Genomic DNA, 13,379 nt, shown 5'->3' with positions numbered 1-13,379 from the left:
TGTCGAAACCTACATAACTCTTTGTTTACCAAAGAGTTTTCCGTTTCGACTGCGCCGGAAGTGGGGCGAATTATAGACTTCCAGAATCTGCCGTCAACCCTTAATTCAGGATTTCTATCAAATAGGCACTTCTGACTAAAATTCGACCAACTCTCTTCTCTATAGAGAGCCTAAACAGCCCTCTATATAGAAGAGGGCCCTCAGATGACTCCAGCCTCCTTTAGAGCCGACACACTCGCAGGCGTCAAACCCAGCACTTGCTGCAGCACCTGATGGGTATGCTCACCCAATAGGGGCGGCGCACTACGATATTCAACGGGCGTCTTGGACAAGCGCATAGGACTGGCCACCTGGGGCACCATCCCAGCCAACGCATGAGGCAACTGCATCGCCAACCCACGCGCCTTTACCTGAGGATCGGCAAACACCTGCGCCAAATCATTGATCGGCCCACAAGGCACGCCCACCCGCTCCAGCTGAGCGACCCATTCAGCAGTGGTCTTGAACACAGTAGCCTGACGAATCAACGGGATCAGCGTCGCTCTATTGGCCACTCGCAGCTTATTAGTGGCAAACCGAGGATCATCCGCCCACTGGGGCTGCCCAGCCACCTCGGCGAACTTGCGGAACTGCCCGTCGTTACCCACAGTAAGAATGAAGTCGCCATCCGCCGTAGGAAAATCCTGATACGGCACAATATTCGGATGAGCGTTACCCAAACGCTTGGGAGAGACTCCCGTCGTCAGGTAGTTCATTGCCTGATTGGCCAGACAAGCCACCTGCACATCCAGCAGCGCCATATCGATATGCTGACCACCGCCGTCATGATCTCGGTGAGCCATGGCCGCCAGAATCGCAACCGTTGAATAGAGTCCCGTAAGAATATCCGTCAGCGCTACACCCACCTTGACCGGCCCGGCGCCGTCTTCACCCTCAGGGCGGCCAGTCAGACTCATCAGCCCGCCAAGCCCCTGGATCATGAAGTCGTAGCCCGCCCTCGTCGCATAGGGCCCAGTCTGGCCAAATCCGGTAATAGAGCAGTAGATCAACTCCGGATTGATCTCCTTGAGCGACTCATAGTCCAGCCCATAGGCCGCCAAGCCCCCAACCTTGAAGTTCTCGATCAGAATGTCGGACTTCGCCGCCAGGTCACGCACCAGCTTCTGACCCTCCGGCCGCGTGAAGTCGATCGTCACCGATTCCTTGTTGCGATTGGCCGACAGGTAATACGCCGCCTCAGTGGTGTTCTCCCCATAGGCATCCTTGAGGAAGGGCGGCCCCCAGGCACGAGTGTCGTCGCCGTTGCCGGGCCTCTCGACCTTGATCACTTCAGCGCCGAGGTCCGCCAGTATCTGCCCGGCCCAAGGGCCCGCCAGCACTCGTGACAAATCCAGTACCCGCAGGTGCGATAGCGCGCCCATGGTCGTCCTCCTATTAATAGAACGCCTGAATACCGGTTTGCGCGCGCCCCAGGATCAACGCATGCACGTCGTGGGTACCCTCATAGGTGTTTACCACCTCAAGGTTGACCAGGTGACGGGCAATGCCGAACTCATCGGAGATGCCGTTCCCACCAAGCATGTCACGCGCCATCCGGGCAATGTCGAGGGACTTGCCACAGGAGTTGCGCTTCATGATCGAGGTGATTTCCACAGCCGCAGTGCCTTCATCTTTCATGCGACCCAACCGCAGGCAACCTTGCAGGGCGAGGGTGATCTCAGTCTGCATGTCTGCGAGCTTCTTCTGGATCAACTGGGTAGCCGCCAATGGGCGCCCGAACTGTTGACGATCAAGGGTGTACTGACGCGCGGTATGCCAGCAGAACTCTGCAGCCCCCAACGCCCCCCACGAGATCCCGTAGCGTGCCGAGTTAAGGCAAGTGAACGGTCCTTTCAGGCCACGCACATCCGGGAAGATGTTCTCCTCAGGAACAAACACGTTATCCATGACGATTTCACCGGTGATCGAAGCGCGCAATCCGACCTTGCCGTGGATCGCCGGAGCACTCAGGCCTTTCCAACCCTTTTCCAGGACGAAGCCGCGGATGTCGCCCGCATCGTCCTTGCCCCACACAACGAACACATCGGCAATCGGGCTGTTGGTGATCCACATCTTGCTGCCAGTGAGGCTGTAGCCGCCATCCACCTTACGCGCACGAGTAATCATCGCTCCCGGGTCGGAACCATGGTTAGGTTCTGTCAGACCAAAGCAGCCAATCCATTCGCCAGAGGCCAGCTTCGGCAGGTATTTCTGCTTTTGCGCTTCGGTGCCGAACTCATTGATAGGCACCATCACCAAGGAGGACTGCACACTCATCATCGAACGGTAGCCGGAGTCCACACGCTCGACCTCACGTGCGATCAGGCCATAGCTGACGTAGTTCAGACCGCTGCCACCGTACTGCTCCGGAATCATCGCCCCCAGCAAGCCGGTCTCGCCCATTTCGCGGAAGATCGCAGGGTCAGTCTTTTCATGGCGGAAAGCTTCGAGCACACGCGGCGCCAGCTTGTCCTGGGCGAACTGCTCGGCACTGTCGCGCACCATGCGCTCTTCTTCGGTGAGCTGTGAATCCAGCAGCAGTGGATCGATCCAGTTGAAGCTTGCCTTACCGCCCATGAGTGAGTCCTCGCGAAGTAAATCAAAAGTCGTGCATGGAGCCTAGGCCGGCCAGGCGAGGAGGGCAAACGAGGTTTTTGCATAGCCTTGTGCTAATTTCTCACTCCGTAACATCCAGAACCGCCATGGATGACTTTTACTTGTGAGGCTACGGTATATGCGCAGAAAGATTCCCAGCACCACGGCGCTGGTCAGTTTTGAGGCAGCAGCCCGCCACGAGAGCTTTACCAAGGCTGCGCAGGAGCTTTCGATCACTCAGGGCGCAATCTGCCGACAGATCGCCAGCCTCGAGGACTTTTTGAGTGTCGAGCTGTTTCGACGCTCGCGCCGAGGCGTAAAACTGACAGAAGCCGGGCTTTCCTACAGCCGCCGAGTGGCTACGCAGCTGGACGCGGTCGAGCGCGACACCTTATCGGTCATGGGCCAGCAGGGCACCAACGTTATCGAACTGGCGGTGGTACCGACCTTCGGCACCCAATGGCTGATTCCGCGCCTCAAGGACTTCCAGCGCAAACACCCCGAAGTCACCGTCAACCTCACCAACCGCACACGGCCTTTCCTGTTCGCCGATACCGAATTTGATGCCGCGATCTACTTTGGCGATGCCGACTGGTCCGGTACCGAATCCCACAAACTGATGGGAGAAAACCCGCTTCCGGTATGTAGCCCACGCTTGCTGGGTGAGCGAACGCACTTCTCCGCGCAGGAAATTGCCGAACTGCCTCTCCTGCAGCAAACCACACGACCCTACGCCTGGCGTCAATGGTTCAACGCGCAACAGCTGGACATACCCCGCGACATGACAGGCCCGCGTTACGAGCTATTCTCCATGTTGTCCCAGGCAGCCATGCACGACATGGGCGTCGCACTGATCCCGCCGTTCCTTATTCAGAGGGAATTGAAGGAAGGGCACCTGGTGGTCGCCAGCCCTCAGGTATTGGCGAGCTCGAAGGCTTACTACCTGATGATTCCCGAGAGAAAAGTCGAATCTGCCTCTCTCCACGCATTCAGAGACTGGCTGATCGACCAGTCACAACGCTATAACCTCAATATTTAAAGGGGAAACTCAACAAGCTGACCCTGTAGTCAAATATTGTAAATACCTACATATGTATATATATGTCGCAATTTAGAAGACCGTAGTTTTTGCCTCTAAACAAGCCTTAAAGCCATGCATATATTGGCCTGTAGCCATAAAGTCCCAGCGATACACAGCCATTCACATCGGCGATGGAAAACAGCTCACATTTCAGCTATAAGCCTTTAACCACCTGTATTTTAAAGATTTATTAGTAAGTATTGCGACAATCAGTCACAGGGTGACTTGTAGTTAATTTTTCGTCACCCGTCATAATCTCTTGAAGGCCGTAAAGTTCGCCTGCAAAATGCCGCGCCCCGCTGTATTTCAGCGGGATCGTGCTGATCGGCCGCCCAGATGCACCTCTTGCGGTGCACTGGCCTTTTTACAAAATCAAAGCAAAAAGATCATGCAGGAGATTTGACGTGCACATTGGTGTTCCTCTCGAAACCCAGACCGGTGAAACGCGGGTGGCTGCCACCCCGGAAACCATCAAGAAGCTGATCGGCCAGGGCCACAAGGTCACTGTGCAAAGCGGAGCAGGCGTCAATGCCAGTGTCGTCGACAGTGCCTATGAAGCGGCAGGCGCAACCATTGGCAGCGCCAGTGATGCATTCGGCGCCGAGTTGATCCTCAAGGTGGTCGCCCCCAATGACAGCGAACTGACGCTGATCAAAAGCGGCGCCGTGCTGGTGGGCATGCTCAATCCGTTCAGCAACGAAACCATCACCCGCTTGGCCGAGCATGGCGTTACGGCCTTTGCCCTTGAGGCAGCGCCGCGCACCTCCCGTGCGCAGAGCCTGGATGTGCTGTCTTCCCAAGCCAACATCGCCGGCTACAAGGCCGTGTTGCTCGCCGCCCATCATTACCCTCGCTTCATGCCAATGCTGATGACTGCCGCCGGCACAGTGAAAGCCGCCCGCGTGCTGATTCTCGGCGCGGGCGTAGCAGGGCTGCAGGCGATCGCTACCGCGAAACGTCTGGGTGCGGTCATCGAAGCGTCCGACGTGCGTCCGGCCGTAAAGGAACAGATCGAATCCCTGGGCGCCAAGTTCGTCGACGTGCCCTACGAAACCGACGAAGAGCGTGAGTGCGCCGTCGGTGTCGGCGGCTACGCGCGCCCGATGCCAACAAGCTGGATGCAGCGTCAGGCCCTGGCCGTGCATGAGCGTGCTAAGCAAGCCGACATCGTCATCACCACCGCATTGATCCCGGGCCGCAAGGCACCGACCTTGCTCAGCGCCGAGACCGTGGCACAGATGAAGCCAGGCTCAGTGGTCATCGACCTCGCTGCTGCCCAAGGCGGCAACTGCCCGCTGACCGTGGCAGACCAGGTGGTGGTGGAACACGGCGTGACCATCTGTGGCCCGACCAACCTGGCGGGCGCCGTCGCAGCCGACGCCTCGGCGCTGTATGCGCGCAACCTGCTGGACTTCCTGAAGCTGGTCTTCACCAAGGAAGGGCAGTTTGAAATCAACCTCGAAGACGACATCGTCGCCGCGTGCCTGATGTGCCGCGACGGCCAAGTCATCCGCAAAAACGCCTAAGCAGGGATTCAGACGATGGAAGAGCTTATCTCCCCCGGTATCTACAACCTGATCATCTTCGTGCTGGCAATTTATGTCGGTTATCACGTGGTCTGGAACGTTACCCCGGCCCTGCATACCCCGCTGATGGCCGTGACCAACGCGATTTCGGCGATCGTGATCGTCGGCGCCATGCTGGCAGCCGCACTCACTGTAACGCCGCTGGGCAAGACCATGGGCACCCTGGCCGTAGCCCTCGCCGCGGTCAATGTGTTCGGTGGCTTCCTGGTTACCCGCAGGATGCTTGAGATGTTCAAGAAGAAAGCCCCGAAAGTAAAAGAAGAGGCGCCCAAGTAATGAGCATGAATCTGGTCACGACGCTCTACCTGATCGCGTCGATCTGCTTTATCCAAGCCCTCAAAGGCTTGTCACACCCAACCACTTCACGGCGCGGCAACCTGTTCGGCATGCTCGGCATGGCGCTGGCGGTCCTTACCACTGTGGGCCTCATCTATAAGCTCGGCGCCGAACTGGCGACTGCCGGCATCGGCTACGTCATCGTTGGCCTATTGGTCGGTGGTACCGCTGGCTCAATCATGGCCAAGCGCGTGGAAATGACCAAGATGCCGGAGCTGGTAGCGTTCATGCACAGCATGATTGGCTTGGCAGCGGTGTTTATTGCGATTGCCGCCGTAGTCGAGCCGCAATCCTTGGGCATCGTCAAACACCTGGGGGATTCGATCCCCGCCGGCAACCGCCTGGAGTTGTTCCTCGGTGCAGCCATCGGTGCAATTACCTTCTCCGGCTCGGTCATCGCCTTCGGCAAGCTGTCGGGCAAGTACAAGTTCCGCCTGTTCCAGGGCGCACCGGTACAGTTCGGCGGTCAGCACAAGCTGAATCTGGTGCTGGGTCTGTTGACGCTGGGCCTGGGCCTGGCCTTCATGTTCACCGGCAACCTCAGCGCTTTCGCATTGATGCTGGCCCTGGCATTCGTGCTGGGCGTGCTGATCATCATCCCGATTGGCGGCGCCGATATGCCGGTGGTCGTCTCGATGCTCAACAGCTACTCAGGCTGGGCGGCGGCGGGTATCGGCTTCTCGCTGAACAACTCGATGCTGATCATCGCCGGCTCGCTGGTGGGCTCAAGCGGCGCAATCCTGTCGTACATCATGTGCAAGGCGATGAACCGCTCCTTCTTTAACGTGCTGCTCGGCGGTTTCGGCAACACGGCAGACGCCGCTGGCCCGGCTGGTTCGAAAGAAGCGCGCCCGGTGAAGTCCGGCTCGGCTGACGACGCGACCTTCCTGCTGACCAACGCCGACACCGTTATCATCGTACCGGGCTACGGCCTCGCGGTAGCCCGGGCGCAACATGCGCTGAAAGAGCTGACCGAGAAGCTGACTCACCGCGGCGTGACCGTGAAGTACGCGATCCACCCGGTTGCCGGCCGTATGCCTGGCCACATGAACGTGCTGCTGGCCGAGGCAGAAGTGCCTTACGACCAGGTGTTCGAGATGGAAGACATCAACTCCGAGTTCGGCCAGGCCGACGTGGTGCTGGTGCTCGGCGCCAACGACGTGGTCAACCCGGCCGCCAAGAACGATCCCAAGTCGCCCATTGCGGGCATGCCGATCCTCGAAGCGTTCAAGGCCAAGACCATCATCGTCAACAAGCGCTCGATGGCCAGCGGCTATGCTGGCCTGGACAACGAACTGTTCTACCTGGACAAGACCATGATGGTCTTCGGCGATGCCAAGAAGGTCATCGAAGACATGGTCAAGGCCGTCGAATAAACACTGCGCCAGCGCAATACCCAAAACCCTGGCCTTTAGTAGGCTGGGGTTTTTTATTGCTGATAGAAAACCGACAAAAGGCTCTAAATCGCTGCCTGGCATTCGACCATGGTAGCGGGACGAAACTTTTTGAAATCACTAGACTGCGCATCTTGCTTCCGTAGCCCGAGATAACAATCCATGTACCGTGATCGTATCCGCTTGCCTTCGTTGTTGAACAAGGTCATGAGCGCGGCTGACGCTGCCGCACTGATCCAGGACGGCATGGCCGTCGGCATGAGCGGCTTCACCCGCGCCGGTGAAGCCAAGGCCGTGCCTCACGCCTTGGCCGAACGCGCCAAGACATCACCGCTGAAAATCACCCTGATGACCGGCGCCAGCCTGGGCAACGATCTGGACAAGCAACTGACCGAAGCCGGTGTACTGTCGCGACGCATGCCATTCCAGGTAGATAGCACCCTGCGCAAGGCGATCAATGCCGGCGAGGTGATGTTTATCGACCAGCATTTGTCGGAGACCGTCGAGCAACTGCGTAACAATCAGCTCAAGCTGCCGGACATTGCGGTAATCGAAGCCGTAGCGATCACCGAGCAAGGCCACATTGTGCCGACCACTTCCGTTGGCAACTCCGCCAGTTTCGCGATTTTCGCCAAGCAGGTGATCGTCGAGATCAACCTGGCACATAACCCGAACCTGGAAGGTCTGCACGACATCTATATCCCAAGCTATCGCCCGACTCGCACACCGATTCCGTTGGTGGCCGTGGACGACCGCATCGGCAATACCGCGATCCCGATCCCGCCGGAGAAGATCGTCGCAATCGTCATCACCAATCAGGCGGATTCGGCCTCCACCGTGACGCCGCCCGACAGTGACACTCAGTCGATCGCCAATCACCTGATCAACTTCCTTAAAGAAGAGGTCGACGCCGGGCGCATGACCAATAAGCTCGGCCCGCTGCAGGCAGGCATCGGCAACATTGCCAACGCGGTGATGTGTGGCTTGATCGAGTCGCCGTTCGAAGACCTGACGATGTATTCGGAAGTCCTCCAGGATTCCACGTTCGACCTGATCGATGCCGGCAAGCTGAGCTTTGCCTCAGGCAGCTCGATCACATTGTCGGAACGGCGCAACGCCGACGTGTTCGGCAACCTGGACCGCTATAAAGAGAAGCTCGTGCTGCGGCCCCAGGAAATCTCCAACCACCCGGAAGTGGTGCGTCGCCTGGGCATCATCGGCATTAACACTGCGCTGGAGTTCGACATCTACGGCAACGTCAACTCCACCCACATCTGCGGCACCCGGATGATGAACGGGATTGGCGGCTCGGGCGACTTTGCGCGCAACGCGCACCTGGCGATCTTTGTCACCAAGTCGATTGCCAAGGCCGGCGCGATTTCCAGCGTGGTGCCAATGGTCAGCCATGTGGACCATACCGAGCATGACGTCGATATCCTGGTGACCGAGGTCGGCCTGGCCGACCTACGGGGCCTGGCGCCGCGGGAGCGGGCTCGGGTCATCATCGACAACTGTGTGCATCCGGCGTACCGCGATGCCCTGAATACCTACTTCACCCAAGCCTGTGCGCTGGGCGGTCACACCCCGCATATCTTGCGGGAAGCACTGAGTTGGCACATCAACCTGGAAGAAACCGGGCATATGCTGAAGGCGTGATTGATACAGATTCGGACTGATGCAAACACAGTTTCATCAGTCCGGGTTTCCAAACTTAACTTTTATAAAAAACTGTACTGCTGTACCGGTAATTTCCTACCGAAATATCCTACCCCAATCTCCAAAACCGCCTAAAACGCACCATAAAAGTGCCGACAGGTACAGTTGCCCCAATTTCGTACAGTACAGCCCCTATAAACAGTTAACTGGCCCCTCACAATACAGGTGAACTGTATCTAGAGAGTCTTGCGCCGGAGGAGGATCATTGGCATCAGTTAAACCACTACCTAATCCCGCCACAAGCGGAAGGATGTCATCATGGAACGTACACTCAGTTCCGATCTGTTCTTCGAAGAAAAAGCTGTAAACACCCAGGCTTCCCTGCCTCTGCGCGTTCTCGCCAACCTGATGTTGTGGCAGCGCCGCATCTCCAGCCGCCATCAACTGGCTCGTCTGGATTCGCGTCTGCTGGCTGACGCCGGTATCAGCGAAGCACAACGCTACGAAGAGCTGAGCAAGCCGTTCTGGCGCTAATTAGCGTCCGCTGGCCCTGACCCACCGGGTCCACCGCCAGCACTCTGAATTGTGAAAACAAAACCCGCCCCGGGTAACCGGAGGCGGGTTTTGTCGTTTCTGGGATCTGGGTTTTTTGAGAGTGAAAACAGTCGGCTTTTATATGGATAGGTACAGTTTAAAAAAACATAACAATTAAGCAGTACAATTAAGACTTAGTGTATCTGTACTGGTATTACCTTCCAGCCCAACATGGTGTTCCAGAACCTCATGAAAGGCGCTCGCCATGAATACCCAAATCCAGCAACGCCCTCTGTTGATACGGCTACTCAAGCGCACGGCCGCAGCGCTTGCTCGCTGGGAGCAACGTTCCCGCACCCGCAGGCTGCTGGCCCAGTTGGATCCGCGGGAATTGTCTGACGCTGGCATCAGTCACGGCGACCGAGCAACTGAGCTGTCCAAGTCGTTCTGGAGTGAGTAATCGCTTCGGGTGGCTATCCGAACAGATAAACGGCGGCTTAATATCCATTTACCACGTGGCGAACCCTGTAGAACGGGCGTCTGATGCCCATGGTCCCGCTGCTCACAGCGGCTTTGTGCCACCCTTATTCGTTCATCTACAGGAGTCACCCCATGTCCCGTCTTCGCCTGCTGAGCACTGCAGCCCTGCTGGCCCTGGCTGCCAATGCCAACGCCTCCAGCCTGATCGTGACCACAGACTCGATCGTCGGCGCACTGAAAGCCACCTCAGATGCGACTTCCGACGCCACATCCTCCCTGCGTGACAACAAGGTCGTACGTGCTGCCCGAGACGACGCCGCCAGCTTCGTCGCCAGCGAAGGCGCGATCCGTGGCGTGAAGCTGGAAAGCGCCCTGGCCCAGATCCGCCAACAGGCCCCGCAACTGAACACTGCGACTGACGCTCAACTGGCCCAAGCGATCCTGGCCATCTGACCGCAGACGAGGAAGAGGGGAGCGCCAAGCGCTCCTTGAACCCTTCGCGCTGGCTCTCGCACGGGCATTACGCTAGCCTTGGCGCTCGCTTTCAGTTGTCGAGTCCCATGGCTTTTTCATACCGCCTGTTGATCGTTCCCGTATTATTTTGCGCCTGCTGGTCCACGCAGGTTCTGGCCTTTGACCTGTCCACCCAGAGCCTCGTTGTCAGTGCGTACGCCACCAGCAAAGTGACCTCCGCACCGTTCGACCATAAACTGATACTGGCCGCCCAGGATGACGCTGCCGCTTTCATTGCCACTGACGGCCAATGGCGGGGAGCCCGACTGGAATCAGCGTTGGATTATCTGCGCCATACCCAGCCAAAACTTAACGCCAGTGACCTTGAACTGGCGCAAGCAATTCTCGTCCAATAATCATCTTTGTATTTCGGAGTCATTCCATGCGTAGCCCGCTGATCGCCGCCGCTCTTGGCCTGCTGTTGTTGGCCGGTGTTGCCCAGGCACAAACCCTGAAGGCCACCAGTAACATCATCGTCCGTGCTTCGGCCCGCACCATCGATTTCACGTCGGACACCACCACGTCCATCCGCGACTCCAAAGTCGTACGCGAAGCCCATGACGATGCCGCCAGTTTCGTCGCCAGCAATGGCGAAATTCGCGGCGCTCAACTGGAAGCCGCCTTCGACACCCTGCGGACCCGCGTGCCGGAAGCCCGCGACGCCAGCGACCAGGTCCTCGCCGAAGCTATCCTCTCTCTGTGAGGCGCATTGCCGCCTGGCTACTGGCCGGCACCTTGCTGCTGGGCGCCAGCGCGGCTCAGGCCGCTCTGCAACTACGGCTCAAGACCGATGGCTTGAGCCCGGCCCAGCAACAGGCCAGCCAGGCATTGCTGGATGAAGCAATGCAGGCGTTGCCGCCGCGCTTCATCGAGCAACTGGACCGGACCATCGACGTCGGCTGGACCGATAAGATGCCCGAGAACGCCTACGGCCAGGCCTCGCTGGTGTCCGAACTCGACCTCAACAGCAACCTGTTGGAAAGCCTCACCGACGGCAGCGCCGCGACGCAAAAAACCAATCGCCCCCACGGCACTGTGCGACGGGAAATGCTCGCCACCGTGCTGCATGAACTCACCCACATCTACGACCGTGCCCGCCTTTGGTCCAGCGCTGACCGCAAGCTGATCCAGCGCTGCAGCCGCCAGAACAACATCACCGGCCTGATCGGCCTGCCCGATCAATGCCGTGGCCAGAACGACCGTCGCTTTACCCTCAGCGATGACCCACGCCTGCTGGATCTCGCAGGGTGGCCGCAATACGTCGGGCGCCGGGGAGAACGTGAGCAGAACAACCACCAGGTCGCCCGCAGCCCGGACATCTACGAAACCACCAGCCCGCTGGAGTTCGTCGCGGTCAACATGGAGTACTTCCTCCTCGACCCGAGCTACGCCTGCCGCCGGCCTTCGCTGTACCGCTATTACAAGGAACACTTTGGCTGGGCGCCGCCGGCCAAGGACACCTGCGCCAAAACCTACGCCTTCCTCAACGCCGGCAACGACTTCGCCAAGACGCCACTGGGCCAGGTCGACCCCGAGCGGGTCTATGAAATCGACTACCTGCTGGCCGAAGCCAACCAGAACCTGGTGAGCCGCTGGGGCCACAGCATGCTGCGCCTGGTGATCTGCGCCCCGGGCCGGCCACGGGGCCCGGATTGCCGGCTGGACCTGGATCAGCACCTGGTTCTGTCCTACCGCGCGTTTGTCGGTGACGTACAGCTTTCAAGCTGGGACGGCCTGATCGGCAAGTACCCGTCGCGGCTGTTCGTGCTGCCGTTGTCCCAGGTCATCGACGAGTACACCAAGACCGAACTGCGTGGCCTGGCCTCGGTGCCCCTGAAACTGACGCGCCAGGAGATCAACGACACCGTCGAGCACGCCGCCGAAATGCACTGGAGCTACGACGGCAACTACTTCTTCATCTCCAACAACTGCGCAGTGGAGAGCCTGAAACTGTTACGCAGCGGCAGCGCCAACCCGCAACTGACCGGACTGGACAACATCACCCCCAATGGCCTGCTGGAAGTCCTCAAGGGCCGGGGCCTGGCCGATACCAGTGTGCTGGATGACAAAAAACGCGCGCTGCGCCTGGGCTATCACTTCGACTCCTTCCGCGAGCGGTACCAGGCGATGTTCGAGGTGTTGAAAAAGCGCCTGCCGATCAAACAGGCTGAAGTGGAGGATTGGTTGTCCCTGAGCGCCGAGGAACGTCGCCCATGGTTTGCCGAAGCCGACCTGCGCGCCAGCGCCGCCTTGTTGCTGCTGGAACAGGCAAGTTTCCGCAAGCAGCTCATGCTGGCCCAGGATGAAGTCAAGCAACGCTACCTTGGCGCCCGCGAGCTGAAGAACGGCGGCATGGAAAAGGCCAACGCGACGTTGCAGCAGATCCTCGCCAACAGTGGCTTCCTCAGTCGCCCGGCAGAGCTGCTGGGCACCAGCGGTTACGGCTTGCCACAACCAACAGAATCCAAACGCCTGGAATCAGAAAGCGCTGCGCGCCAGAAGCAACTGCAGTCGCTGACCGGCGATCTGGACAAAGAGGTGAGGGCTCTGCTGGAACCGTCCCGCGCGGCGGAGATTGCCGCATGTGAAGCCAACCTCAAGCAGCTGGGCGAGCACTTGCGCGCCTTGCACAAGGCCTCCGGTGGGTTCGAACTGCCCTAGAGCGTTTCTCCGTGTTCTTCCGGCAATTGCTCATCCAGATGCAACCACGGCAATCGGCTCTCTACCCAGATGTGCCGATCTGCCGGGGCCAGCTCCGGGTGATCCAGGGTTGCGATGGTCACATCGATACTCTCGGGGCTCAGGCGGGTCATCAACGCAAGGTGCGACCCACAGTTCGAACAGAAATACCGCACGCACGTCGATGACGATTCGTACTGCGCCGCCGTTCCCGCCAACCAAGCGAACGCGGAACGGGGCAGGGTGATCCAGGTGGTCACCAACCCGCCGCTGACCCGCCGGCAAATCGAACAGTGGCAGTGGGCAATATCCACCAACGCCCCGCTGAACTGATAACGCACCCGGCCGCAATGGCAGCCGCCTTGGTATTGCTCATGCATGCTCTGTTCCTCACGTCCTTATTTCATATAGGACCAGTCGTCATTCAACGTAGCCTGTTTCTCAAGCGAAAGCTGGCTGAAAGCTTCCGAGACTAGGATCGCCCAC

General features: G+C 58.8%; 14 protein-coding genes. 11 read left to right on the top strand and 3 right to left on the bottom strand.

The features are described from left to right. Window positions 1-200: 200 nt before the first annotated feature. Both D109_RS0117435 and D109_RS0117430 read right to left on the bottom strand, forming a co-directional pair. On the bottom strand, window positions 201-1,421 hold the full coding sequence (locus tag D109_RS0117435; RefSeq protein ID WP_017478005.1) for a CaiB/BaiF CoA-transferase family protein: 1,221 nt from the start codon (window positions 1,419-1,421) through the stop codon (window positions 201-203). A 13-nt stretch (window positions 1,422-1,434) separates the two neighbouring features. After that, window positions 1,435-2,616 (bottom strand): acyl-CoA dehydrogenase, encoded by a 1,182-nt coding sequence (locus tag D109_RS0117430; protein WP_010168706.1) that lies wholly within the window; start codon window positions 2,614-2,616, stop codon window positions 1,435-1,437. 157 nt (window positions 2,617-2,773) lie between these two features. On the opposite strand from D109_RS0117430, the gene D109_RS0117425 reads away from it, so the two are divergent. From D109_RS0117425 to D109_RS0117375, 11 genes are all read left to right on the top strand, one after another. Further along, window positions 2,774-3,673 (top strand): LysR family transcriptional regulator, encoded by a 900-nt coding sequence (locus D109_RS0117425; RefSeq protein WP_017478004.1) that lies wholly within the window; start codon window positions 2,774-2,776, stop codon window positions 3,671-3,673. A gap of 446 nt (window positions 3,674-4,119) precedes the next feature. Further along, the gene (locus D109_RS0117420) at window positions 4,120-5,241 is read left to right on the top strand and encodes a Re/Si-specific NAD(P)(+) transhydrogenase subunit alpha (protein ID WP_017478003.1); all 1,122 of its coding nucleotides are present in this window, start codon (window positions 4,120-4,122) and stop codon (window positions 5,239-5,241) included. 15 nt (window positions 5,242-5,256) lie between these two features. After that, window positions 5,257-5,577 (top strand): NAD(P) transhydrogenase subunit alpha, encoded by a 321-nt coding sequence (locus D109_RS0117415; protein WP_003187417.1) that lies wholly within the window; start codon window positions 5,257-5,259, stop codon window positions 5,575-5,577. Then, window positions 5,577-7,013 carry an NAD(P)(+) transhydrogenase (Re/Si-specific) subunit beta gene (locus tag D109_RS0117410; protein ID WP_003214748.1) on the top strand — a complete coding sequence of 479 codons (1,437 nt, stop codon included), beginning with the start codon at window positions 5,577-5,579 and terminating at the stop codon, window positions 7,011-7,013. The genes D109_RS0117415 and D109_RS0117410 overlap by 1 nt, the downstream gene beginning before the upstream one ends. A 180-nt stretch (window positions 7,014-7,193) precedes the next feature. Beyond that, window positions 7,194-8,687 carry an acetyl-CoA hydrolase/transferase family protein gene (locus D109_RS0117405; RefSeq protein ID WP_017478002.1) on the top strand — a complete coding sequence of 498 codons (1,494 nt, stop codon included), beginning with the start codon at window positions 7,194-7,196 and terminating at the stop codon, window positions 8,685-8,687. Between the two features lie 318 nt (window positions 8,688-9,005). Further along, window positions 9,006-9,221 (top strand): DUF1127 domain-containing protein, encoded by a 216-nt coding sequence (locus D109_RS0117400; RefSeq protein ID WP_003214752.1) that lies wholly within the window; start codon window positions 9,006-9,008, stop codon window positions 9,219-9,221. A 265-nt stretch (window positions 9,222-9,486) separates the two neighbouring features. Further along, window positions 9,487-9,681 (top strand): DUF1127 domain-containing protein, encoded by a 195-nt coding sequence (locus D109_RS0117395; protein WP_017478001.1) that lies wholly within the window; start codon window positions 9,487-9,489, stop codon window positions 9,679-9,681. Between the two features lie 152 nt (window positions 9,682-9,833). Next, window positions 9,834-10,154, top strand: coding sequence for a DUF2388 domain-containing protein (locus tag D109_RS0117390; RefSeq protein WP_017478000.1), 321 nt, complete (start codon window positions 9,834-9,836; stop codon window positions 10,152-10,154). A gap of 107 nt (window positions 10,155-10,261) precedes the next feature. Continuing rightward, the gene (locus D109_RS0117385; protein ID WP_017477999.1) at window positions 10,262-10,570 is read left to right on the top strand and encodes a DUF2388 domain-containing protein; all 309 of its coding nucleotides are present in this window, start codon (window positions 10,262-10,264) and stop codon (window positions 10,568-10,570) included. A 26-nt stretch (window positions 10,571-10,596) separates the two neighbouring features. Continuing rightward, entirely contained in the window at window positions 10,597-10,917 is a 321-nt protein-coding gene (locus D109_RS0117380; protein ID WP_003214760.1) for a DUF2388 domain-containing protein, read from the top strand. Continuing rightward, a complete protein-coding gene (locus D109_RS0117375; RefSeq protein ID WP_017477998.1) occupies window positions 10,914-12,875 on the top strand; it encodes a DUF4105 domain-containing protein in 1,962 nt (653 codons plus the stop codon). Before D109_RS0117380 ends, D109_RS0117375 begins: the two co-directional genes overlap by 4 nt. Here the strand turns inward: D109_RS0117375 and D109_RS0117370 are convergent. Next, a complete protein-coding gene (locus tag D109_RS0117370; protein ID WP_017477997.1) occupies window positions 12,872-13,273 on the bottom strand; it encodes a GFA family protein in 402 nt (133 codons plus the stop codon). The two genes, D109_RS0117375 and D109_RS0117370, sit on opposite strands and share 4 nt — an antisense overlap. Between the last annotated feature and the right edge of the window lie 106 nt (window positions 13,274-13,379).

Source organism: Pseudomonas sp. PAMC 26793 (assembly GCF_000313235.1).
Lineage (GTDB): Bacteria > Pseudomonadota > Gammaproteobacteria > Pseudomonadales > Pseudomonadaceae > Aquipseudomonas > Aquipseudomonas yamanorum.
This window is presented reverse-complemented; position numbering and strand designations above follow the sequence as displayed.

Coding starts and splice junctions, on each gene's coding strand:
- D109_RS0117430 (WP_010168706.1), bottom strand. CDS start 2,616: ATGGGCGGTAAGGCAAGCTTCAACTGGATCGATCCACTGCTGCTGGAT.
- D109_RS0117410 (WP_003214748.1), top strand. CDS start 5,577: ATGAGCATGAATCTGGTCACGACGCTCTACCTGATCGCGTCGATCTGC.
- D109_RS0117390 (WP_017478000.1), top strand. CDS start 9,834: ATGTCCCGTCTTCGCCTGCTGAGCACTGCAGCCCTGCTGGCCCTGGCT.
- D109_RS0117380 (WP_003214760.1), top strand. CDS start 10,597: ATGCGTAGCCCGCTGATCGCCGCCGCTCTTGGCCTGCTGTTGTTGGCC.
- D109_RS0117370 (WP_017477997.1), bottom strand. CDS start 13,273: ATGCATGAGCAATACCAAGGCGGCTGCCATTGCGGCCGGGTGCGTTAT.
- D109_RS0117395 (WP_017478001.1), top strand. CDS start 9,487: ATGAATACCCAAATCCAGCAACGCCCTCTGTTGATACGGCTACTCAAG.
- D109_RS0117400 (WP_003214752.1), top strand. CDS start 9,006: ATGGAACGTACACTCAGTTCCGATCTGTTCTTCGAAGAAAAAGCTGTA.
- D109_RS0117385 (WP_017477999.1), top strand. CDS start 10,262: ATGGCTTTTTCATACCGCCTGTTGATCGTTCCCGTATTATTTTGCGCC.
- D109_RS0117415 (WP_003187417.1), top strand. CDS start 5,257: ATGGAAGAGCTTATCTCCCCCGGTATCTACAACCTGATCATCTTCGTG.
- D109_RS0117405 (WP_017478002.1), top strand. CDS start 7,194: ATGTACCGTGATCGTATCCGCTTGCCTTCGTTGTTGAACAAGGTCATG.
- D109_RS0117425 (WP_017478004.1), top strand. CDS start 2,774: ATGCGCAGAAAGATTCCCAGCACCACGGCGCTGGTCAGTTTTGAGGCA.
- D109_RS0117435 (WP_017478005.1), bottom strand. CDS start 1,421: ATGGGCGCGCTATCGCACCTGCGGGTACTGGATTTGTCACGAGTGCTG.